Below are 21,247 nucleotides of genomic sequence, written 5' to 3' on the forward strand. Positions count from 1 at the left end.
GTCAGCTTGCCAGGGAGTGAAGATGCCTGAGGCGATTCCCCAGCATCGGGGCCAGCTGACCGTGGCCCAGGCCCCAGGAGCCCGCTCCTTGGGCCACCGCCCTGCGGGCGATGTTCACGCTCGCCACCCAGTCGGCATTGTGCTGGAACCCACAGGCCTCGCAGCGGAAGAGGGCCTGGCTACGCCTGTTCTCCCTGGCGGTGTGCCCGCAACGGGGGCATTCCTGGCTGGTGTGCCTGGGGTCCACCGCCACCACCCCCACCCCCTTCAGGCGGGCCTTGTACTCCAGGAGGGACCGAAAGCGGGCGTAGGGCCAGAGGTGGTGCAGGTGGCGCTCTTCCTTCCCTCGTTTAGTCGTCCATTGCCTGATGCCACTAAGGTCCTCTATCGCCAGGACATCGCCGGGTTCCAGCAGGTCTACCATGCGCCGGGTGAGGGCGTGCAACGTGGCGTTCACGAAGCGGGCCTCCCTTCCGCTAAGCCGTTCCCAGAGACGCCTGACGCCCCTGGTGCGTTGGGAAGGGCGGTCCAGCCTGGACCGGACCTCGGCCCGCTTCTTCAGGTAGTGCAGACGCCTCCCCCTGAGGGGACCGCCAGGGAACCGTTCTCCGGTGGAGAGGGTGGCCAGGGCCTTCTGCCCCAGGTCCAGCCCCACCACCCTCCCACCCCCAGGTGGGGGTTCAGGAGTTTGGACCCGCAAGGTGATGTGGACGTACCACTTCCCCTTCGGCCCCTTGGTGAGGACCGCTCCCTGCACGCTCTTGGCCTGACGAAGCAAGTGGCGCTGATAGTTGCCGAGCTTGAGGGGAACGCGCATCCTCCCTCGGACTGTGGTCAGGGAGACGGTCTCGTCCTCCAGGCGCAGGGAGAAGGTGCGCTGGTCAAAGGCGCAGGAGGTGGGCTGGTAAAACTTCGCCCGGCTTCCCCTCTTCCGCCCCACCCGGGCGATGGCCTGCACGGCGAGGTTGGCGCTCAAACCCATGGCCCGGAGGTCCCGGTAGACCAGGCGGTGGAGCCGGAAGCGGCGGAACTCCCCCCGCTCCCTGGCCACCTTAAGGGCGTGGTTGCACCCCTCGGCGAAGAGCAAAACTGTAAACTCCAGAGCTTCGGCTTGTTCAGGATTAGGCTTCAGGGTGCAGCGCACCGTCAGGGTCTGCACGGAATCATTGTAGCGGACCGTGCGAAAGGAGGTGAAGGCGCATTCCTCTGCCGACTTAAGTCGGCAGTTTCCCGCGCCAGATGCTTATGAGGCCGGTCTTGCGGGCGAAGGGGCTTTCCTACCACAGGGGCGGGTTTTCCCTGGAGGTGGGGGGCCTCGAGGTCTACCCCGGGGAGGTTCTGGCCGTGCTGGGCCCCTCGGGAAGCGGCAAAACCACCCTCCTCCGCCTCCTTTCGGGCCTTCTTCCCCCGGGGGAAGGCCAGGTGGAGGGGGGCTTCCGGGTCTACCTGCCCCAGACCCCCCTCCTCCTGCGGCGAAGCGTTCTGGAGAACGCCGCCTTTGGCCTCCGCCTCCGGGGCGTGCCCAAACGGGAAGCCCACCGGCAGGCCCAGGCCTTGTTGGAGCGGGTGGGCCTGGGGGCCAAGGCCCACCAGGCCGCCCACACCCTCTCCGGGGGCGAGGCGGTGCGGCTGGCCCTGGCCCGCACCCTTCTGGTGGACCCTGAGGTCCTCCTTCTGGACGAGCCCACCGCCAGCCTGGACCCAAGCCACATAGCCCAGGTGGAGGACCTCTTGCGGCAGGCCGCCCGGGAGGGCCGGGGGGTGGTCCTGGCCACCCACGACCTCTTCCAGGCTCGGCGCCTGGCGGGACGGGTTCTCTTCCTCCTCCAGGGGCAGGTGGTGGAGTGCGCCGAGGCCCAAAGCTTTTTCCAGAGGCCGCAAGACCCGAGGAGCCAAGCCTTCCTGGAGGGAAGGCTATTGTAACGTCCTCCCCCGGCTAAATCCGGGGGCATCCCTTTCGGGATGCGCGCAAGATGTTCTTGCGCTTCGGTTCGTGGACCCCCGATGAATCGGGGGGATTACTGCCCCTTCTCCCCCTTTCCTACGCCCTGCCGGCTCGGGGAAGCCTGCCTAGGGGCCCCCATGCGCATGGGGTGGCATCAGCGGAAAAGGGCCTTGACCGCCTTTTCCAGCTCCTCCCCGGCCCTTTTGTCCAAGGTGAGCTTGACCTTTAGGGCCACCCTCAGGGCCTCTTCCTCCAGGCTTTCCCGGGTTTCGCACCCCTGGAGCTTCCGGATGAAGGGCTCCGCCCGGGGGCCAAGCCTGTCCTTGAGGAGGTCTACCAGCTTGGCGCAGAGCTCCTTGGGGCCTTCCACCGGGAGGATCAGGCCCCGCTTCAGAAGGCCCGCCAGGGCCCGGTAGGCCTCCTCCCCCAGGCCGCTTTCCCGCACCACCTCCTCCTCCGTGCGGCGGCCGTCGCACAGGGTGTAGACCCGCCACTCCTCGGGGGTGGGTTTCCAGTCGCCCTCAGGGGGGTTGGGGTTGCGGCGGAAGACCATGATTACAAGGAGGCCACGATGGCGTCCACCAGGCGGAGGACCAGGTAGACGAAGACCGCCCCCAGGAGGAGGATGAGGGAGAGGAGAAATAGGAGAAGGCTAGAGGGCTCGCTCCAGGTGAGGAGGATGACCCCCAGGTAGGCCACGGCGAAAAAGCCTATGAGGAAGAGCATCTGGCCCCCCCGTTCCCCCATCACCCCGCCCGGGATGGCCCGCTTGAGCCTCAGGCCGTAGAGGACGTTGTAGACCATAAGGGCCAAGCCCAAAAAGAGGAAGACTTTTTCCATGTCCTCAGTCTACCCCGTCCACTCCCGGATGGGTAGAAGCTCTCCCCCCTCCACCGCCTTGCGCACGGGGCGGTAGCCGCGGTCAAACCAGATCTCCAAGACCGCCCGGTCCAGGCTCCTTGGGGCCACGATCTCCTTGCGCACGTAGTAGCCCTCTTCGGTGGGGGAGATCTCCATGCTCTTGGAGAGCCTGAGCTCCACCACCTCGCCGCTTTTCGTGCGCACCCGCACCCGGAAGGCCAGGGGGCCATCGGGCCGCACGTGGGGGTCCCTGCGGAAGAACCACACGGTTAGGCCTCCTTAAGGCCCGCCACCCGCGCCTGGGTGAGGGCGAAGAGGGCCTTCGGGACCTCCTGGACCTTTTGGGCGGAAGGGGAGGGGCTCGTACCACCCCATGCTGGCCTAGGCCAGCATGGGGGCCCCGGTAAAAGGTCCTTAGGCAGGCTTTCCCGAGCTGGCAGGGCGAGGGAAAAGGGGAGAAAGGGTATCATAGGGCGTAGAGCAGTTCGGCGAGAAGCGCCGCCCGCCGGGGAATCTCCGGCACCACCACGTACTCCGTCCTCTGGTGGGCGTCCCCGCCCAGAAGCCCCAGGCCGTCCAGGGTGGGCACCCCCAGGGCGGCGGTGAAGTTCCCGTCCGATCCGCCGCCCACCTTGCCCGGGCGCAGGGCGAGGCCCAGCCTCTCCCCGATGGCCTGGGCCTTTTGGAAGAGCGCCAGGCTTTCCGGGGTGGGTTCCATGGGGGGGCGGTTGAGGCCACCCGTGAGGGAAAGCCGGGCCCCGGGGAGGAGGGGCGTGAGGGCCTTGAGACCTTCCTCCACCCGCTTCGCCTCTTCCAGGGTCCAGACCCTGAGGTCTATCTCCACCTCGGCCTCCTCGGCCACCACGTTGGAGACCGTGCCTCCCCGGACCACGTTGGGGCCCAAGGTGGTGCCCTTTTCCCGGTCCTCCAGGGCCGCCACCTTCAGGATCTGGTGGGCGAGCTCCAGGATGGCGTTCACGCCCTTCTCCGGCTCCACCCCCTGGTGGGCGGCTTTGCCCAGGGCCTTGAGGCGGTAGAGGCCCACCCCTTTCCGGGCCACCTTCAGGTCCCCTTCCCCCGTGGGGGGCTCGAGGACCAGAGCGGCCCGGGCCTTCCGGGCGGCGGCCTCAATGAGGGGGCGGCTCTCCGGGGAGCCCACCTCCTCATCGGGGGTGAAGAGGACCTCCAGGGAAGGGAGCCTCCTCCCCGTGGCCTCGGCGTGGCGCAGGGCGTAGAGGAGGGCGATGATCCCCCCTTTCATGTCGTAGACCCCGGGGCCCAGGGCCTTCTCCCTCTCCAGGCGGAAGGCCTCGGGGAAGCTTCCCCTGGGATGGACGGTGTCGTAGTGGCAGAGGACAAGCACGGGGGCCCCTTCCCCTTCCCGCTTGAGGAGGAGGACGGGGCCTTTGGGGGTGTCCTTACGGGAAAGCCGGCCTTTCAAGGGCCCGAAGGCCTCTTCTAAAAAGGCGGCGGCCTCCTTGAGGCCGGAAAGGTCCCCCGAGGGGGACTCCCGGCGCACAAAGGCCTCGAGGTCCTTGAGGAAGTCGGGAAGCTTCGCCTTCATCCATTCCAGGGTTTCCATGGCCCCATTATGCCCTGCCCCCTATGGGCCCGGTGCCCCTTGGCAGGAAGCCTACCCCGTGGTATAAAGGAAGGGTATGCCCTTCGGGGCTCGTTCCCACGGAAGCGGGGAGTGAAGGTTCTCCCCCGCCTTTTCGTGTGGACGCGCGCGCAAAGCGCCCGCCTTCCCGAGGGGAGGCGCGTAAGGAGGAAAGAGGCGGCATGGAAGAAAAGGCGACCCAGACCCCAGAAAAGACCTTCAGCATGGAACAGGCCCTTCAGGAGACCGAGGCCCGCCTGGAGAAGCGGGTGCGCCCCGGCCAGGTCCTGACGGGCACGGTGGTCTTGGTGGGTTCCGAAGGCGTGGCGGTGGACATCGGCGCAAAGACCGAGGGCGTCATCCCCTTCAACCAGCTCACGGAGAAGGCCCTCCCCGAGGAGGAGCTCAAGAACCTCCTGAAGCCGGGGGACACCGTGCGGGTTCAGGTGATCAAGGTGGACCCCGAGACGGGGCAGGTGCTCCTTTCCCGCAAGAAGGTGGAGGCCCAGGAGCACTGGGACCAGATCCAGGCCCTTTACGAAAAGGGGGAGCCGGTCACCGTCACGGTGAAGGAGAAGGTCAAGGGGGGCGTGGTCGCCGACCTGGATGGCGTGGAGGCCTTTATCCCGGCCTCCCAGCTGGACCTGAGGCGCACCCCTAACCTGGACGCCTACCTGGGCCAGCAGATCCCGGCCAAGATCATTGAGTTCAACCGCAAGAAGGGACGGGTGCTCCTCTCCCGCCGGGTGCTTCTGGAGGAAGAGCAGAAGAAGGCCAAGGAGGCCTTCTTGCAGGGCCTGACGCCCGGCCAGGTGGTGGAGGGCACCGTGGTGGACGTCACCGACTTCGGGGTCTTCGTCAACCTGGGTCCCGTGGACGGCCTGGTTCACCGCTCGGAGATCACCTGGGGCCGCTTCGGCCATCCCCGGGAGGTGCTCCAGAAGGGGCAGAGGGTGCGGGCCCAGGTGCTTTCCGTTGACCCGGCCAAGGAGCGGGTCAACCTCTCCATCAAGGCCCTCATCCCCGATCCCTGGTCCACGGTGGCGGAGAAGTACCCCGTGGGCACCCGGGTCCGGGGCAAGGTGGTGGGCCTCACCCCCTTCGGGGCCTTCGTGGAGGTGGAGCCGGGCCTCGAGGGCCTCATCCACATCTCCGAGCTCTCCTGGACCAAGCGCCCCAAGCACCCCTCCGAGGTGGTGAAGGAGGGGGACGAGGTGGAGGCCGTGGTCCTCAGGCTGGACCCCTCCGAGCGCCGCCTCTCCCTGGGCCTCAAGCAGACCCAGCCCGACCCCTGGCAACAGCTCACGGAGAAGTACCCTCCCGGCACCGTGGTCAAGGGCCGCATCACCGGGGTCACCGACTTCGGGGTCTTCGTGGAGGTGGAGCCGGGCATGGAAGGCCTGGTCCACGTTTCCGAGCTGGACCACGGGCGCGTGGAAAACCCCGCCCTCCTCTTCAAGAAGGGGGACGAGATGGAGGTGGTGGTCCTCAACATTGACCCCGTGGAGCAACGCATCTCCCTCTCCCGCAAGCGCCTCCTCCCGCCGCCTCCCCCCAAGGTGGAGGAGGAGAGGCCCCGCCGTCCCAAGGGCAAGGAGGCCCGGGGCAAGCGCAAGCCCAAAGGCCGCCCGGAGGAGCGCCGGGAGTACGAGTACGGGGCCGTGGCCGAGTACAACCTCTACGACGCCTCCGCCGTGCCCACCGCCACCACCAGCGTGAAGCTGGGGGACCTTTACGGCGACCTCCTGGCAAGCCTGGGGCTGGAGGAGGAAAAGAAGTAAACTTGCTTGGCCGAAAGCCCCCGCCTCTGGCGGGGGCTTTCCTTTGCCTTCACCTAGGCTTGGGCCCCCCTGCTGGCATGGGCCAGCAGGGGGTGGTACTAGAGGGCCTTTTCCCCTTCTCTTCTCCCGTAGAAGATGCGCATTAAGGTGTAGGAGAGGAAGAAGGTGAGGAGGGGCCCTCCCAGGACCAAGGTCCAGAGCACGGCGTTATTCCCCAGGAGGAGGCCTTGCTGCTGGAAGTCAATCTTGTACCCGGCGAGGCTTGCCATCAGGAAGAAGACCATAAGGGCCAGGATGGCGCTGGTGCGCACCGGGTGCTCCGAGGGGAGTTCCATGTAGCGCATCTTGTCCTTACGGGTGTCCACGAAGGGCAGAAGGAGGCCCACCAGGGCCAGGACCCCGGGAACCACCGCCCCTCCGATGAACTCCGGGCCGATGGTGGCCCCGAAGAGGCGGAACTCCCAGCTGGAGGGGATGAGCTGCAGGATGCCGTAGATCCAGAGGAAGTACCAGTCAGGCTTCACCGCCGGGGTGTTGGGGGTGGGGGGGCCGAAGGCCTCCACCGGGTGGGCGAGGAAGGCCCCGGCGATCATGGTCATGATGCCCACGTAAAGGGCGAAGAGGACAATCATCATGACCATCTGCTGGGGGTACATGGGGACCCCCAGGATCTTCCCCGGGGCCACCCGCTCGGCGTAGCGGGGCTGGGTGTGCTTCTGCTTGATCATGACCACCAGGTGGAGCCCGATGAGGGCCATGAGGAGGAGGGGAAGCCAGAGGACGTGGAGGCTAAAGAGCCGGGGAATGGACTTGGCCGAGCCCGGGAACTCCCCTCCGAACATCACCTCCGCCAGGGTGCCCCCGATCCAGGGGATGGAGGCCGCGATGCCGTAGCCGATGCGGGTGGCGGTCACGGCGTAGTTGTCGTAGGGGAGGGCGTAGCCGGTGAAGGCGGTGACCACGGCCAGGCCCAGCAGGCCAAGCCCCACCAGGTAGTTGAGCTCCCGGGGCTTCTTGTAGGCCCCCGTGAGGAGGATCCGGAGCATGTGGAGGAAGGCGGCGGCGATCATCACGTGGGCCGACCAGTGGTGGAGGCTCCGGATCACCGCCCCGAAGGGGAGGCTGTCTATGTAGAGGATGCTCCCGTAGGCGGCGGGCACCGTGCGCCCGTCGGGGAGCTTGACCTCGCGGATGGAGGGCTCGAAGTTCAGGGTGAGGAAGATGCCGGTGAGCACCAGGACCACGAAGGCGAAGAGGGTGATCTCCCCCAGGAAGAAGGAGTGGTGCACGGGAAAGGCCTTGCGGAGCACCTTTTGGTAGAGCCCCGTGAGGTCCAGGCGTTCGTCTAGCCACTTGTACATGCTTCCCTCCTAGACGCGGCACCAGGAGCCGGCTTCCGCCTTGACCCCCACCTCGCCCAGAAACTCCCCGGCGGCCACCAGTAGGCCGCCCTCCGCCTTGAGGGGTAGCTGGGGCACGGGGCGGGGCGGGGGGCCGGCGATGACTCGGGCCCCGTGGGCCAGGTCGTAGACCCCGCCGTGGCAGGGACAGAGGGCCGCCTTCTTGTCCGCCACCCACTGGCTTACGATGCACCCCAGGTGGGTGCAGACCGCTGAGTAGGCCACCACGCCCTCCACGGCGTGCTGGGCCACCTCGGGGGCAAGCTCCTCCGGGGCAAAGCGGGCTACCAGGACGGTGTTCTTGGCCTCCCCGCTCTTCACCACCTTGGTCTTGGGGTCCATGGGATAGGCCAGGACGAGGGGGTCGCCCGGCTTCAGCTCCTCCAGGCGGATGGGCTTGGGCTCCCCTCCCCCTTGGGCGTAGACCAGGATGTCCCCAGGCTTCAGGGGTTCCTTCTCCGGGGTTACCTCCTCCTTGGGGCGGAGGCTTGCCCCCACGTAGAAGGCGGAGACCAGGGAGAGGCCGATGCCGGTGCCGATAGCCGTCTTGAGGAAAAGCCTCCTTCGGGACTGCCTTAAGCGGATCTCGCGCTCGCCCATGTTCTACCTCTTACCAGGGGAAGTGGCTCTTCTCCTCCTCGGTGATGACCTCGTCCCGGCCGAAGAACTTCTTGTAGATGCCGAAGAGGGCCGCCACCACCAGGCTGATGCTCCCGAAGACCAAGCCCTGGAGCCAGGTGGGGTTGTGGCCGGTCTGGCCAGAGTAGATGAGGAGCCTCACGAAGAAGCCGGAAAGGGCGGTGAGGAGGAGGACCAGGACCACCCCTGCGGCCACCGGGGCGGTGGAGGGGGTGGGGAAGTGGCGTCCCGGGCGGAGCTCTACGCCCTCCAGCCAGTGGGAGACCAGGCCGATGAGCCCGTAGAGGAGGAGGACGGCCCCGAAGGCCATGAGGCCGATCTGGCCCACGGAAAGCTCCTCGGGAGCGTGGCCCAGGAGGCGGGCGATATGGAGGCCGTCCAGGTAGGCGGTGTAGAAGAGGCCCGCCGCCAGGATGAGAGCGAAGGTGGGCAGGATGGGGTCGTTGCGGTACATCCTCACCTCCCTTAGCGGGCGGCCTTGACCTCGGCCTCGCTCACGGGACCGAAGTCGTTGCCCCAGGAGGTCCGCTCGTAGGTGAGGATGGCGGCGATCTCCCGGTCGGAAAGCTGGGCGAAGGAGGGCATGACCCCCTGGTAGGTCTGCCCGTTAACGGTGACGGGCTTGTTCTGGAGCCCCTGGAGGACCACCTTGATGTGGTAGGCCTTGTCCTTCAGGTTAGGGTTCCCGGCGAGGGGTGGGAAGGCCCCGGGGACACCTTGCCCGTTCGCCTGGTGGCAGGAGGCGCAGTGCTGCGCATACAGGGCTTCCCCTTCCTTGGCCAAGGCGGCCGTCTCCCCGGCCCCGGTTGCCGGAGCCGCCGTGCCCTGGGAGGTTGGGGCACCTTGGGCCTCCACGGGGCCGAAGCTGTTGCCGAAGCTGTTGCGGATGTAGGTGGCCACCGCCTTGAGTTCCTCCTCGCTGAAACCCGCCCCCACGGCGGGCATGGTGCCCTGCCCGTTCTTCACCACGGTCAGGATGAGGTTGGCGTCCTTCAGGTTCGGGTTGCCCGCCAGGGCGGGGAAGGCCGGGGGCATGCCCTGGCCGTTTTGCTGGTGGCAGGCGGCGCAGTGGGCCTCGTAGACAGTCTTCCCCTTTTCCATGAGGGCGGGGTCCACGTTGGCGGCCTGGGCTCCCGCCTCCTTGGCCTGGGCCTCCTGGGCGGGCGGGGCCAGTTGCTCCGCGATCTTCTCGGCGGCCGGGGAGAGGGCGAAGTAGCTCCAGACCCCTCCCAGGACCACCAGGAAGGCCACGGCGTACCAGAGGGGGTTGAAGCGCACGGGCTCCACGGGGAGTTCGGGCTCGCCCACGGCCAGGCGGAGCTCCACCTCCCCCGCCACCTCGCCCCCTTCGTCCACGCCCAGGACCAGGACATCGGGGTAGTTGTTGACGGTAAAGGGGATCTCCCGTATCTCCTGGCCGCCCCCGCGGAAGTGGGTGACCACCCGCAAGGTGTGCTCCCCATCGGGGAGCTTCTTGGTGTCCAGCCTGAGCCGGTAGGGGGGTTCCTTGAGCACCCCCAGGGGCTCCTGGGCCCCGTCCAGGTACACCTCAATCCGGTCTACGACCATTCTGCCTCCCTATGTGAAGGGGAGTACAAACCCCCACCCCACCACTATAAGGGTAGCCCCGCAAGGACAGATGTCCCCTCAAGGGGCGAGGAGGGTGTGCAGGCGGCGGGCGCTTTGCCGGACGCCCTCCTCCCCCCCGCCCACCTCCAGGGCCGCCGTGCCCGAGAAGCCCCGGAGAAGAGGGGCCAAACCCTCCCAGGGGACGCTTCCCGCTCCCACGGGAAGGTGGTCGTCCCGGCGGCCGTGGTTGTCGTGGAGGTGGAGGTGGAGAAGCCTTTCCCCCAGGGCCTCCCAGTAGAGGAAAGGCCCCCTGGGGCCGAGCTCCACCAGGGCGTGGCCCACGTCCAGGCAGAAGCCGAGCCCGGGGAAGCGGTCCAGGAGAGCCTTAAGCTCCTCTGGACCCCGGAGGAGGTCGCCTTCCTCCAGGGCCAGGTTTTCCAGGGCCACGGGGAAGGGAGGGGAGGCGAGGAGGGAGAGGGTTTCCTCCAGGGCCTCCCGGGCCAGGGAGAGGGCCAGGGGGTGGCGGAGGGGGACTTGGCCGGTGTGGAGGACCCCCACCCTGGCCCCCAGGGCCTCCCCGAACTCCAAGGCCCGGAGGAGCCGCTCCTGGGCGAGCTTGCGGACGCTGGGGATGAGGCTCGCCGGGTTCAGCTCCACGAAGGGGAGGTGGAGGGTGAAGCCCACCCCCAGGGCCTCCCCCGTGGCCCTAAGGTCCTCGGGGCCGGGCAGGGGCAGGACCTCGTGCAGGTCGTAGGCCACCTCGAGGTCCAGCCCGAGCTCCCCCGCCAGGGAAAAGGCCTTCTCGTAGCCCAGCTCGGCGTTGAAGGGACTGAAGCCTAGGCGCATGGCTTCCATCCTAACCCTTTCCCCGGGAAAAGGGGGGTTTTTATACCCTTGCTTCCGGTTTCCTTCGCCCTGCCGGCTCGGGGAAGCCTGCCTAGGGGCCAAGCCAGCATGGGGTGGTATTACCGGATGGCCTCCGCCTTCCTCTGGGCCTCCTCCAGGGCCCGCTGGGGGGGGACACCCCCCTTCAGGCTCTTCTCCAGGGCCTCGGCCAGGAGGCCCGCCCAGGTGGAGAACTGGGGAAGGCGGGGGCGCTCCTGGGCGTAGGCGATCTGCTCAAAGGCCACCTTGCGGAAGGGGTTTTCCCGGTAGAAGCCCTCCAGGAGGGGGATGGCCGACTTGCGCACGGGAACGTAGTAGCTGGCCTCCACCCAGCGGGCCACGTTCCTGGGCTCCATGAGGTATTTCCAGAACTCCACGGCCCCCCGGACCTGGGCCTCCCTGGAGCCCTGGAGCACCACAAGCTGCGCCCCACCCATGGGCACCCTGCCCCCGGGCTCCCGGGGCACGGGGGCCACCCCCAGGGTGAAGGCGAAGGAGAAGTTCTCGGCGGCGGGCCAGTTGGCGATGGAGGCCATGACCATCATCCCCTTGGTGCGCACGAAGTCCAGCTGGGCGAAGGTGGCCTCGGCCATGCTCCGCGCCGAGAGGGCCCCCGCCCGGTTCAGGCGGTGGAGCATCTCCAGGGCCTCCAGGGCCTCCTTGGAGGTGAAGTTGGGCCTGCCCTCCCTGACCAGGTTGCCCCCCCGGCTGGTCACCATGGCCTCGAAGAGCCAGGCCTGGGGATCGGTGACGAAGATGAAGCCCTTGGCCTGGCGGGTGGTGAGGGCCTTGGCGGTGTCCTCAAACTCCTTCCAGTTCCTGGGGGCCTTGAGCCCCTTGGCCCGGAAGGCGTCCAGGTTGTAGAAGAGGACCGGGGTGGAGGTGTTGAGGGGCAGGCCGAACCGCTTCCCTTCCACCACCCCGTAGTTCCAGGCGGGTTCAAAGAGGTCCTCGAGGAAGGCCGGGTCCAGGGCCAGGTAAGGGTCCAGGGCCACCGCCTTGCCCTCGGCCACCAGGCGGGGGAAGAAGGAGATCTCCGCCTGGAAGAGCACCGGCCCCCCTCCCGTGCGCAGGGCGGCCACCAGCTTGGTCTCGGCGTCCCGGTAGTCCCCGGCGTACTGGGGGAGGACGCGGTACTGGGCCTGGCGGGCGTTGAACTCCTGGGCGAACTGGGAGAGGAGCCTCCCCGCCGGGCCGTCCATGGAGTGCCAGAAAGGGACTTCTGTCTGGGCCAGGGCGGGAAGGAGGAGGAAGGCCAAGGGCCAGAGCTTTCCCATGGGGGGGATTCTACCACCCCTTCCGTCAGCCCAGGGTCAAGCCGGGCCTGCGGGTACGCTCAGCGCCGTTCCGCCGCCAGGGCCTTCCGCTGGGCCTCCGCCAATGCGGCCTCGGGCCTTACCCCCTGCTTGAGGCTCCGCTCCAGGGCCTCCTCCAGGAAGCCGTACCAGACCACCATCTCCGGGTCCTGGCTCCAGGGGCGGGCCACCTCGGCCTGGGCGAAGACCTGGGCCCTCTCCGGGTCCTTGAGGAAGTCCCCAAGCTCCCTCTCCGCCTCCTTGCGCAAGGGGAGGTACCAGGTGGTGCGCACCCAGTCCGCCTGCCTCCTTGGCTCCAGGAAGTGCCGCCAGAAGGCCACCGCTCCCCGGGCCTCCTCGGGGCCTGCCCCCCTGAGGACGGAAAGGACCGCTCCCGAGAGGGGGACGGTGCCCGAGGGCGCCCGGGGCAGGGGGGCGTAGCCCACCCCAAAGGGCAGGGAGGTCTGGGAGAGGACCACGGGCAAGGCGGTGGTGGGGGCGAGGCCCATGAAGGCCTTGGTGCGCAGGAAGTCGGCCACGGCGAAGGGGGCCTCCGCCAGGTTGCGGGCCTGGGCGTACCCCTTCTGCACCAGGCGGTAAAGCCTCTCCAAGGCCTCCACCGCCTCCTTGGAGGTGAAGTTGGGAAGCCCGTCCTTCACCAGGCTCCCCCCCAGGCTCATGACCGTGGCGTTGAAGCTCCAGATGTCCGTGGAGACCACCAGGCCCTTGGCGGTGCGGCCCGAGAGCCTGGCGGCCGCCTCCTCCACCTCGGGCCAGGTCCTGGGGGCCTTGAGCCCTTTGGCGCGGAAGGCGTCCTTGTTGTAGTAAAGGGCGGGCACGGAAAGGCCCAGGGGTAGGCCGTAGGTCCTCCCCTTCACCTGGCCCGCCTCGAGGGCCCTCGGGTAGAGGTCCCTGGGCAGGCCCTCCAGGTAGGGGTCCAGGGGGAGGGCCACCCCCTCCTGGGCGAGCCGGGCCAGGAAGGAGAGCTCCCCGTGGAAGAGGACCGGGGCCCCGCCGGAGCGCAGGGCGGAAAGGAGCTTCACCCCGGCCTCCCGGTAGTCCCCGGCGTAGCGGGGTTCTATGCGGTAGGCCCTCTGGCTCTCGTTGAAGCTCTGAATGGCCTCCAAAAGCACCCGGTCCCCCGGGGGGCCCGCCGTGTGCCAGAAGGGGAGGACCACCTGGGCTTGCGCCGGTACCCAAAGGGCGAGGGCGAGAAGGAGCCGCCTCATCCCCCCTAGCCTACCCCGGCACCGGTGAGATGTCTGAAGGGGAAAGCCCAAGGTCCCTAAGGAAGGGAAGGGCCCTCCCGTAGAGGGCTTCCCGGGCCTTCAGGAAGCCCTCCCGGGGAAAGCCTTGGGGGCCGAGCTCCGGGGGGAGAAGGGGGTCCAGGAAGAGCACCTTGCGCATCTCGTGCACCAGACGGGTGAGGGCCCGGAAGGCCTCCTCCGGCCCCTCGGGCACCTCCGCGGGGAAGAGGGCCCGGTAGTGGGCCAGGGCCCTTTCCAGGGGGAAGGCCCCCAGGACCTCCTCCTTGGGGCCCAGGTGGGCGGCGCGGAAGAGGGTGGCCTGGAGGCCGTAGAAACCCAGGAGTTCCCGGGTGGCCTCAAGGTCCGCCCTCACCCCCAGGTAGACCCCGCTCTGCAGGCTCCCGTACCCCAGAAGGGCCATCTCCCGCCGGAACCTTTCCCTCTCCCCCCGCTCCTTGGGCCCCTCGGGCAGGACCAGGAGGAAGGCCCCGTCCCAGGGCGGCAGGGGGCCGTAGAGGCGGCGGCGCACCTGGCGCACCTGCCAGTAGACCCTCTCGGAGAGGGCGTACAGGGCCCTGCGCCCCTCCTTCCTGGGCACCACCCAGCCCCTCTTGGCGCTCCGGGAAAGGGCCGCCCGCACCGCCGCCTCGGAGAAGCCCAGGGCCTCCATCATGGCGATGAGGGTCCCCACCGGGGCCCTGCGGTCAGGGTAGACGTACTCCAGGAAGAGGGTGAAGAGGGTGGACCTCGCCCGCATCAGAAAGCCGACTCCAGAAGCCTGTCCCGGTACTCCCGCAGGGCCCCTTCTAGGAAGGTGGGGAGGGGCATGCTCCCCAGGTTCCCCCGGTGCCGCCTGCGCACGCTCACCGCGCCCTCCGCCTTCTCCCTTTCCCCCACCACCAGGACGTAGGGCACCTTCCTGACCTCGGCGTCCCGGATCCTGGCCTGCATCCTCTCGGGCCTGGTGTCCGCCTCGGCCCTCAGGCCCGCCTCCTTCAGCCTCCCCGCCACCCAGAGGGCGTAGTCCTCCTGCTTCTCCGAGACCGGCACCACCACCACCTGCTCCGGGGCGAGCCAGAGGGGGAAGTCCCCGGCGAAGTGCTCGATGAGGATGCCGATGAAGCGCTCCAGGGAGCCGAAGGGGGCCCGGTGGAGCATCACCGGGCGGTGCTCCTCCCCGTCAGGCCCCACGTAGCTCAGGCCGAAGCGCTCGGGGAGGTTGTAGTCCACCTGGATGGTGCCGAGCTGCCACTCCCTCCCCAGGGCGTCCCTCACCACGAAGTCCAGCTTGGGCCCGTAGAAGGCGGCGTCCCCCTCCTCCACCGTGTAGGCGAGGCCGGCCTCGGCCGCCGCCTCCTCGATCTGCCTCTCCGCCAGGGCCCACTTGGCCTCCTCCCCCACGTACTTGGCCCTCTTGGGGTCCCGCACCCCGATCCGGGCCCGGTAGTCCTTCAGGCCCAGGGTGGCGAAGACCTTGAGGACCAGGTCCAAGACCCCCAGGAACTCCCCCTTCACCTGCTCGGGGGTGCAGAAGATGTGGGCGTCGTCCTGGGTGAAGCCCCGGACCCGGGTGAGGCCCAGAAGCTCCCCCGCCTTCTCGTAGCGGTAGACGGTGCCGAACTCGGCAAGCCTCAGGGGAAGCTCCCGGTAGGAGCGCTTCCTGTGGGCGTAGATCCTTATGTGGTGGGGGCAGTTCATGGGCTTGAGGAGGTATTCCTCCTCCTCGCCCCGCTCCTGGAAGCGGATGGGGGGGAACTGGCTTTCGGCGTAGTAGGGGTAGTGGCCGCTGGTCCTGTAAAGCTCCAGGCTCCCGATGTGGGGGGTGGTGACGAGCTGGTACCCCCGCCTTATCTGCTCCTCCCGCATGAAGGCCATGAGCTCCTCCCGGATGGCGTTCCCCCGGGGAAGCCACAGCACCAGGCCCTTCCCCACCACGGGGTCTATGAGGAAGAGCTCCAGCTCCCGCCCAAGCCGCCTGTGGTCCCGCCTCTTGGCCTCCTCCAGCTGCCAGAGGTACGCTTTAAGCTCCTCGGCGGTGCGGAAGGCCACCCCGTAGACCCGCTGCAGCATGGGCCTTTTCTCGTCCCCCCTAAAGTAGGCCCCGGCCACGTGGGTGAGCTTGAAGTGGGGCGGGATCCTCCCCGTGGAGGGGACGTGGGGCCCCCGGCAGAGGTCGGTGAAGCCGAAGGCCTCGTCCCCCTGCTGGTAGAAGCTGATCTCCTCCCCCTCGGGGATCTCCAGGATGAGCTCCGTCTTGTAGGGGTCCTTCCCCCGGTAGCGGGCCAGGGCCTCCTCCCGGGAGAGGACGAAGCGCCTTAAGGGGAGGTCCCGCCTGAGGATCCCCCGCATCCTCTCCTCTATGGCCGGGAGGTCCTCCTCCGAGAGGGGTTCGGGGGCGTCTATATCGTAGTAGAAGCCCTTCTCAATCACCGGCCCCACCCCGAGCTTGACGCTTTCCGGGTCGTAGCCCCTGTCCCGGAAGTGCTCCTTCACCGCCTGGGCCAGGACGTGGGCCAGGGTGTGGCGGAAGAGGTGCTGGTACTCGGGGTCCTTCTCCGTGAGGAGGCGCACCCTCGCCCCCTCGGGGAGGGGCTTTAAGAGGTCGTAGACTTCCCCGTCCACCAGGGCCCCCACCGCCCGCTTCTCCCAGCCCTCCCCCAGGGCCTTGGCCACGTCCCGGGCGGTGGCCCCTTGGGGCAGGTCCAGGGCCTTGCCGTCCTGAAGGTAGACCGTCATGCCCTCTACTATACGCCCCCCGTTCAGGGGCCGTTCAGGCCCCTCCTGCTACCCTGACCCTGCCCTGACGGGGCCGTGGTAGCCTCCTCGGGGGGAGGTGGAAGCTTGTGGAAATGGCTTGGAAAACCCGGGCTAAAGGCGGCCTTGAGGAAGGCCAGGGCAGGCTTGACATGAGGGGGCAGTGTGCGTAAGATTAGCCTCGGATGCTGCGCGAGAGGGGCTTCGGGCAAGGCGGGCCTCGCCCGCGCGGCGCCGGACCCGAAGGGGGCAACGCGGAAAACCCCTAGGGCAAAGCACTAAGGAGGTGCAAGGGTATGAAGGGAGTAAGGCTTAAGGCACTAGGCGTTGCCCTGCTGGGCGCTTTGGCCCTGATCTTCGCGGGCTGCGGCCAGCAAGGCGGGGGCAGCACCCAGGCGTCCACCAAGGGGACGCTCACGGTGAACGTCACCCCGGCGGACGCCCAGGTCCAGGTGACGGGCCCGGGGAACTACAGCCAGAGCTTCACCGGGGGCAAGACCCTGACCGACCTGGACCCCGGGAGCTACACCGTTCAGGCCACCAAGACCGGCTACTTCCCCGCCCAGGCCACCCACCAGGTGGAGGCGGGCAGGACCACCACCGTGGTCCTCAACCTCCTCCCCCAACCCGCCGCCGGCCCCAACGAGGGCAAGGTGGCGGTCCTGGTGGTGAACGGGAACGGGAAGCCCATTTCTGGGGCCGAGGTGTCTGACGGGACGAACACCCAGAGCACGGACGACCAGGGCCGGGCCGACCTCACCTACACCGCCGCGGGCACTTACGCCATCAGCGTGAACAAGAGCGGCTACCAGGGGGCGCCCCAGTTGGCCAGCGTGGAGCTGGGCAAGGTGGTGGCCCTCACCTTCACCCTCCAGCCCCAGCCCGCCCCCGCCCCCACCACGGGCACCCTGGTGGTCCACGTCTACGGGGCGGACACCGGTCAGACCCTCTCTGACGCCAGAGTCTCTGGCGTCAGCGTCAGCTCCAACTCCAGCCTCACCTTCGGCGCCAGCGGCGGCCTCTTCACCGCCACCGCCGCTCCCGGCACCTACGCCGTGACCGCCAGCGCCCCGGGTTACCTCTCCGGGAGCCGGGCCGCCCAGGTGGAGGCGGGCAAGACCACCGTGCTGAACCTCGGCCTCCAGAGGAACACCGCCTCCGGCCCCGTGGGCCAGATTGAGATCGTCTCCGTCAAGGACCAGTGGGGCGCGGACCTGCCGGTGCAGAGGGAGAACAACCCCGCTAAGAACGTGAACCTCTACGCCTCCCAGACGGAGGAGCCCGTTTGCGTCACCGTCCGCGTGACCAAGGACGGCCAGCCCGTCCAGAACGCCCGGGTGCGGGTCACAGCCGTGGGTTATCACGAAACGGCCGTCGCCCTCTACAAGGGTTGCGAGACCCAAAACGTGAGCGAGCTGGACTTTGTGATGACCGATGCTAACGGCATCGCCAAGTTCAGCTTCCAGGGCCTGGGCGACTTCCCCAGCTTCCCCAGCGAGGGTTTGGTCAAGTTCCTCGTTTCCGCTAGCGAGGAGGGCTCCGGCTTCACCGCCACCTCCAAGGAGTTCAAGGTCTTCTTCTACAACATCACCCACCTCTTCTTCCAGGAGAAGCCCGGTCCCCTGCCCGACCCGCTTCCGGAGAACTTCTGGGCCGCCCCCGGCCGGATGGCCCAGAAGCGCACGGGCTACAGCTTCGGGACCATCGTCAACTTCTATAGCGACAACCGCGACCAGATGGCCCACAGCTTCAACTCCTACGTCCAGCAGAAGCAGCCCGCTACTCGCGACCGCTTCTACCCCTACATGGAGTACGCCCTCATCGGCGGCAACACCGGGGACGTGCAGTGGACCGCGGGCTGCGAGTCCGTTTCCCCCGACGGCCTGGAGTGCGTGGACAGCGATGGCAGCGGGGTCTCCCTCAACCTCAAGCCCACGGTGACCAAGGAAATGCTCCCCAAGGAGGTCACGGTCCAGGCCACCATGTACGTCCAGGTGACCTACGGCACCCAGACCTACACCTTCCCTCTCAAGAGCTACACCTTCACCAAGCGCTGGGAGAGCGCCTTCCTGCAGATCAATAAGTACGTGGACAACCACGTCCTCACCTGGGCCGGGCCCAGCCGGACCCTTCTTGCCAAAGACGACCCCAACGCCCCGGCGAACTCGGTCTACACCAGCACCGTCCACGTGGTGGTCACCAACCCCTCCCAGAACCCCCTCTACAACGTGGTGGTGCGCGATGCCCTGCCCCCTGAGCTGGGCGTGGTCACCTCCACCATCAGCAACAACGGGGTCTACGACCCGGTGAACCACAGCATCACCTGGAGCTACACCAACTTCACTGCCCTGCAGCAGGTGAACCCCGGCCAGACCCTGGAGTTCACCTTCCAGGTCTACGTGCGGCAGAAGCCGGGCTTCTGCGCCAACCCGAGCCTCGTTCCTAACCCCAACACCTACGTCATCCCGCCCCTCTACAATGGTGGGGGCATCGCCGGCGCAGATAACGCCAACAATTGCCAGCGCCCCTACGACGACCCCTACAAGGTCACCAACGGCATCCAGATCAACGACGTGACCGCCTCGGGGTACATGCGGCCCAACTTCGGCGGCCCGCAGGTGGTCTTTGACTACACCCCCAGGGCCGACGAGTCCGACATCTGGGCGGTCCGGCCCTTGGTCAGCATCCGGAAGACCCTGAAGACGGCGAGCCCCATCACCCAGGGCGCCTCGGCCCTCTTCGAGGTGGCCGTCACCCACATTGACCGCTCCACCACGGACTACGCCCTCCTCGCGGGGCTATACCCCTGGGAGTTCGGGAACGACGTCCAGGGCACCGGCCACCGCTCGGCCACCTACCAGCTCCGCGCCAACACCTACCTGCGCAACGCCCAGGTGACCGACATCTTTGAGAACGGCCTCAAGTTCACCGACGCCAGCAACTTCTCCGGGGTCCTGGCCGGAGGCCTGGCCCAGCCCTACAACCCGGTGAACGGCAAGCGCTACAGCTGGACGCCCATGGACATCGCCGCCGGGGCCACCGCCACGGCCCAGATCTTCTTGGCCGGGGACCAGCTCACGCCCGAAGACCAGCAGTGGGACAACTGCGCCTTCCTGGGCGCGCCGCAGCTGAACCAGCCTGCGAGTGTTGCCGGCACCGCCTACACGCCAATGCCATCCTACGTCCCCGGCTACAAGCCCTGGACCCAGGACCAGCTCACCGCTGCCTCGCAGGTACCTGGCCTGACCTCGGACGGCGTCTTCACCACCACGCCCGCCCTTACGGACACCGAGGTAGCGGGCAAGATCGCCTCCTGCGCAGGCGTAGAGGTGGTGCCGCCTCCGCCCTCGCCCTTCCTGGCCCTCACCAGCCACGGGGAGTTTAACAACTCCGATCCCTTCGCTGACCCCACGGGCACGCCCAACCCCGGTGGCACCATCAACAACCCCAACCCCGGCGGCGCCAACATCGAGAACATCAAGGTGGGCTCCACCTTCTGGTACAAGGGCACCATCTACAACGGCGGCGCGGCCAACGCCCAGCAGGTGAACTTCACCGCCACCCTCACCGGGACCCAGTTCGTCCAGTTCGTCGTGTCCAACAGTACCCGCATCTACGTTCTGGACAACACCAACCAGGTCGTGGGCATCTTCACTCCCACCTCCATCACCGCCACCACCGTCACCTTCAACAACTTCGACATTCCCGCGGGCGGCCAGGCCCGGGTGGTGCTGGAGGCCCAGGGCATCCAGGTGGGTCAGCAGCGCTTCATGGAGCTCAGGGTCAACAGCTACGCCAACAACACCTACCCGCAGCCGCTCCCCTTGGTGACGCAGGAGACCACCACCATCGTGCCCTAGGCCCAGGTCGCGGTGGAACCCCCGCCCCATGGGGGCGGGGGTTGCTTTTGGGGCCAGGGTTAGGGCGTGTCTTCTCTCCTGGGAACGCTTCCCCTTTGGCTTTGGGGGGTGGGCCGTGGCCGTGGACGAGGGCGGGCTAGCGGCCCTCGTCCAGCAGGGACGGGGAACCCATCCCAGTCCTTGGATACGGATGGGCACGGCCGGCTTCCCGCATGTGGCGGGGACCTACGTCCTGGCGTAGCCCCGGGCCCTCACGGGCGGGTGCTTCCTGAAGGTGAACCCGGGCGCTCCGGCCTTTTAGGGGTCAGGAGGCTCCCCCCGGCCGCGGCCGGGGGGGAGTTAAGATTTTTGTAAGGCCCCGTGAGGAGACTGGAGGTAGGGAGGTGGGACCGGACAAGAAAGGCGGCTCTCAGGCTCTAGGACGCATGGGGTAAGTGGATGGCAAAGGGCGGTTTGGAGGACGTTAAGAGGAGGTGAGGGCAGTGAAGACGGCGAAGCTTCTCTGGCTGGCCTTGGTCCTGGTGGGCGTTCCGGCGCTGGCCCAGCGCACCTATCTGGAGGCCGGCACCAGGGCCGATATGAGCTTTTCTTTTGCGCAGCAGACGGCCTTCTCCCTGGTGGCCGTGGTGGACGCCGGGGTGCGGGACCTGGCGGGCCCCTTCGGGGTGGGGGGGCGCTTCGGCATCGGGGTGGCCCAGGGGGGCGCAGCCTTTGAGCTGGGCCTTTCCGGGCTCTTCCACTTTGGGAAGTACGGGGCCGGGATGAGCCCCCTGGCGGGCCTGGGCTTCAGGGTCTTCTTCGGGGGCGGGCAGACGGTTTTCGGCCTCAACGGGGTGGCGGGGATGGAGTACTTCCTCAACCGCCAGGTGGCCTTCGTGGCCCGGGCCGAGCCCACCCTTTGGTTCGCAGGAGGAACCAGCTTCGGCCTGGACCTGCGGGCGGGGCTTCGGGTCTACCCCTAGGGGGGAACCGTGCGGGCGCTGCTGGCGGGTTTGCTCGCCTACTACGACCCTTCCCAGGAGGCCTTTGACCAGGACAAGAGCAAGGGCGTTCAGATCGGCCAGGACGGCCGGCAGGCCCCCTTCAACGTTTCCGGCCTGGTGGCGGGGCAGTACGTCCTCGTGGGGTTCAAGGACATGGATGGGGATGGGCAGGTGAGCCCTCCGGACTACCTGGGCATTTACACGGATTCCCAGGGCAACGTCCTCATCGCCCCCGGCCGGAGCGGGCTGTCCCTGGTCATGGAGGTGTATGGTGGCTACGGTTACCAGAACGCTCCGGTGGGCCTTCCTGCTGGGGCTCTTGGCGCTCTACGGGTGCCAGCAGGAAGGTAGCGCCCCGCCCCCAAACGGGGGTGGGGGTAACCCCCCTGGCTTTACCCTGGCCCTGGAGCCCTCCCAGGTCACCCTCC

The 21,247-nt window shown here is 67.9% G+C and carries 19 protein-coding genes and 1 pseudogene; 5 read left to right on the forward strand and 15 right to left on the reverse strand.

Annotated elements, in window-relative coordinates; genetic code table 11:
* Position 1: 1 nt before the first annotated feature.
* Positions 2–1,159 (reverse strand): RNA-guided endonuclease InsQ/TnpB family protein, encoded by a 1,158-nt coding sequence (locus ACZ5RK_RS03370; protein WP_464909664.1) that lies wholly within the window; start codon positions 1,157–1,159, stop codon positions 2–4.
* Between the two features lie 86 nt (positions 1,160–1,245).
* On the opposite strand from ACZ5RK_RS03370, the gene ACZ5RK_RS03375 reads away from it, so the two are divergent.
* Complete coding sequence (locus ACZ5RK_RS03375; RefSeq protein WP_464909665.1) at positions 1,246–1,923, forward strand: ATP-binding cassette domain-containing protein; 678 nt, start codon at positions 1,246–1,248, stop codon at positions 1,921–1,923.
* Between the two features lie 176 nt (positions 1,924–2,099).
* On the opposite strand, the gene ACZ5RK_RS03380 is transcribed toward ACZ5RK_RS03375, so the two are convergent.
* The 4 genes from ACZ5RK_RS03380 to ACZ5RK_RS03395 all read right to left on the reverse strand — a co-directional run bounded on the left by ACZ5RK_RS03380 (position 2,100) and on the right by ACZ5RK_RS03395 (position 4,388).
* On the reverse strand, positions 2,100–2,498 hold the full coding sequence (locus tag ACZ5RK_RS03380; RefSeq protein WP_464909666.1) for a hypothetical protein: 399 nt from the start codon (positions 2,496–2,498) through the stop codon (positions 2,100–2,102).
* A 2-nt stretch (positions 2,499–2,500) separates the two neighbouring features.
* Positions 2,501–2,785, reverse strand: coding sequence for a hypothetical protein (locus ACZ5RK_RS03385; RefSeq protein WP_054647388.1), 285 nt, complete (start codon positions 2,783–2,785; stop codon positions 2,501–2,503).
* Positions 2,786–2,794: 9 nt separating this feature from the next.
* Positions 2,795–3,073: a hypothetical protein gene (locus tag ACZ5RK_RS03390; RefSeq protein WP_464909667.1), complete on the reverse strand. Its 279-nt coding sequence runs from the start codon at positions 3,071–3,073 to the stop codon at positions 2,795–2,797.
* A 199-nt stretch (positions 3,074–3,272) separates the two neighbouring features.
* A complete protein-coding gene (locus tag ACZ5RK_RS03395) occupies positions 3,273–4,388 on the reverse strand; it encodes a M20 family metallopeptidase (RefSeq protein WP_464909668.1) in 1,116 nt (371 codons plus the stop codon).
* A gap of 200 nt (positions 4,389–4,588) precedes the next feature.
* Between ACZ5RK_RS03395 and ACZ5RK_RS03400 the strand changes: the two genes are divergently transcribed.
* On the forward strand, positions 4,589–6,187 hold the full coding sequence (locus tag ACZ5RK_RS03400; RefSeq protein WP_464909669.1) for a 30S ribosomal protein S1: 1,599 nt from the start codon (positions 4,589–4,591) through the stop codon (positions 6,185–6,187).
* 98 nt (positions 6,188–6,285) lie between these two features.
* Here ACZ5RK_RS03400 and ACZ5RK_RS03405 read toward each other — a convergent pair whose 3' ends face one another.
* The 10 genes and pseudogenes from ACZ5RK_RS03405 to thrS form a co-directional block, all read right to left on the reverse strand.
* Positions 6,286–7,548, reverse strand: a complete 1,263-nt coding sequence (locus ACZ5RK_RS03405) for a cytochrome b (RefSeq protein ID WP_464909670.1) — start codon at positions 7,546–7,548, stop codon at positions 6,286–6,288.
* Between the two features lie 9 nt (positions 7,549–7,557).
* Entirely contained in the window at positions 7,558–8,187 is a 630-nt protein-coding gene (locus tag ACZ5RK_RS03410; protein ID WP_464909671.1) for a QcrA and Rieske domain-containing protein, read from the reverse strand.
* A gap of 10 nt (positions 8,188–8,197) precedes the next feature.
* A complete protein-coding gene (locus tag ACZ5RK_RS03415) occupies positions 8,198–8,680 on the reverse strand; it encodes a hypothetical protein (protein ID WP_054647189.1) in 483 nt (160 codons plus the stop codon).
* 11 nt (positions 8,681–8,691) lie between these two features.
* Positions 8,692–9,081, reverse strand: a complete 390-nt coding sequence (locus ACZ5RK_RS03420; RefSeq protein ID WP_464910049.1) for a c-type cytochrome — start codon at positions 9,079–9,081, stop codon at positions 8,692–8,694.
* A pseudogene (locus ACZ5RK_RS03425) lies at positions 9,076–9,795 on the reverse strand (c-type cytochrome); the annotation flags it as partial. The gene ACZ5RK_RS03420 and the pseudogene ACZ5RK_RS03425, both read right to left, overlap by 6 nt.
* A 78-nt stretch (positions 9,796–9,873) precedes the next feature.
* A complete protein-coding gene (locus ACZ5RK_RS03430; protein ID WP_054647191.1) occupies positions 9,874–10,641 on the reverse strand; it encodes a sugar phosphate isomerase/epimerase family protein in 768 nt (255 codons plus the stop codon).
* A 119-nt stretch (positions 10,642–10,760) separates the two neighbouring features.
* On the reverse strand, positions 10,761–11,957 hold the full coding sequence (locus ACZ5RK_RS03435; RefSeq protein ID WP_464909672.1) for an ABC transporter substrate-binding protein: 1,197 nt from the start codon (positions 11,955–11,957) through the stop codon (positions 10,761–10,763).
* A 59-nt stretch (positions 11,958–12,016) separates the two neighbouring features.
* Positions 12,017–13,204: an ABC transporter substrate-binding protein gene (locus ACZ5RK_RS03440; protein WP_464909673.1), complete on the reverse strand. Its 1,188-nt coding sequence runs from the start codon at positions 13,202–13,204 to the stop codon at positions 12,017–12,019.
* A 10-nt stretch (positions 13,205–13,214) separates the two neighbouring features.
* Entirely contained in the window at positions 13,215–13,979 is a 765-nt protein-coding gene (locus tag ACZ5RK_RS03445; protein WP_464909674.1) for a PaaX family transcriptional regulator, read from the reverse strand.
* Positions 13,979–15,958: a threonine--tRNA ligase gene (gene thrS / locus ACZ5RK_RS03450; protein WP_464909675.1), complete on the reverse strand. Its 1,980-nt coding sequence runs from the start codon at positions 15,956–15,958 to the stop codon at positions 13,979–13,981. Before thrS ends, ACZ5RK_RS03445 begins: the two co-directional genes overlap by 1 nt.
* Positions 15,959–16,272: 314 nt before the next feature.
* Between thrS and ACZ5RK_RS03455 the strand changes: the two genes are divergently transcribed.
* From ACZ5RK_RS03455 to ACZ5RK_RS03465, 3 genes are all read left to right on the forward strand, one after another.
* The gene (locus ACZ5RK_RS03455; RefSeq protein ID WP_464909676.1) at positions 16,273–19,836 is read left to right on the forward strand and encodes a hypothetical protein; all 3,564 of its coding nucleotides are present in this window, start codon (positions 16,273–16,275) and stop codon (positions 19,834–19,836) included.
* Positions 19,837–20,309: 473 nt separating this feature from the next.
* Entirely contained in the window at positions 20,310–20,798 is a 489-nt protein-coding gene (locus ACZ5RK_RS03460) for a hypothetical protein (protein ID WP_464909677.1), read from the forward strand.
* Positions 20,799–20,807: 9 nt separating this feature from the next.
* On the forward strand, positions 20,808–21,170 hold the full coding sequence (locus ACZ5RK_RS03465; protein ID WP_464909678.1) for a hypothetical protein: 363 nt from the start codon (positions 20,808–20,810) through the stop codon (positions 21,168–21,170).
* Positions 21,171–21,247 lie beyond the last annotated feature (77 nt).

The sequence above is a fragment of the Thermus kawarayensis JCM 12314 genome (assembly GCF_055393575.1).

Coding starts and splice junctions, on each gene's coding strand:
- ACZ5RK_RS03375 (WP_464909665.1), top strand. CDS start 1,246: ATGAGGCCGGTCTTGCGGGCGAAGGGGCTTTCCTACCACAGGGGCGGG.
- ACZ5RK_RS03380 (WP_464909666.1), bottom strand. CDS start 2,498: ATGGTCTTCCGCCGCAACCCCAACCCCCCTGAGGGCGACTGGAAACCC.
- ACZ5RK_RS03385 (WP_054647388.1), bottom strand. CDS start 2,785: ATGGAAAAAGTCTTCCTCTTTTTGGGCTTGGCCCTTATGGTCTACAAC.
- ACZ5RK_RS03395 (WP_464909668.1), bottom strand. CDS start 4,388: ATGGAAACCCTGGAATGGATGAAGGCGAAGCTTCCCGACTTCCTCAAG.
- ACZ5RK_RS03400 (WP_464909669.1), top strand. CDS start 4,589: ATGGAAGAAAAGGCGACCCAGACCCCAGAAAAGACCTTCAGCATGGAA.
- ACZ5RK_RS03405 (WP_464909670.1), bottom strand. CDS start 7,548: ATGTACAAGTGGCTAGACGAACGCCTGGACCTCACGGGGCTCTACCAA.
- ACZ5RK_RS03410 (WP_464909671.1), bottom strand. CDS start 8,187: ATGGGCGAGCGCGAGATCCGCTTAAGGCAGTCCCGAAGGAGGCTTTTC.
- ACZ5RK_RS03415 (WP_054647189.1), bottom strand. CDS start 8,680: ATGTACCGCAACGACCCCATCCTGCCCACCTTCGCTCTCATCCTGGCG.
- ACZ5RK_RS03430 (WP_054647191.1), bottom strand. CDS start 10,641: ATGCGCCTAGGCTTCAGTCCCTTCAACGCCGAGCTGGGCTACGAGAAG.
- ACZ5RK_RS03435 (WP_464909672.1), bottom strand. CDS start 11,957: ATGGGAAAGCTCTGGCCCTTGGCCTTCCTCCTCCTTCCCGCCCTGGCC.
- ACZ5RK_RS03440 (WP_464909673.1), bottom strand. CDS start 13,204: ATGAGGCGGCTCCTTCTCGCCCTCGCCCTTTGGGTACCGGCGCAAGCC.
- ACZ5RK_RS03445 (WP_464909674.1), bottom strand. CDS start 13,979: ATGCGGGCGAGGTCCACCCTCTTCACCCTCTTCCTGGAGTACGTCTAC.
- thrS (WP_464909675.1), bottom strand. CDS start 15,958: ATGACGGTCTACCTTCAGGACGGCAAGGCCCTGGACCTGCCCCAAGGG.
- ACZ5RK_RS03455 (WP_464909676.1), top strand. CDS start 16,273: ATGAAGGGAGTAAGGCTTAAGGCACTAGGCGTTGCCCTGCTGGGCGCT.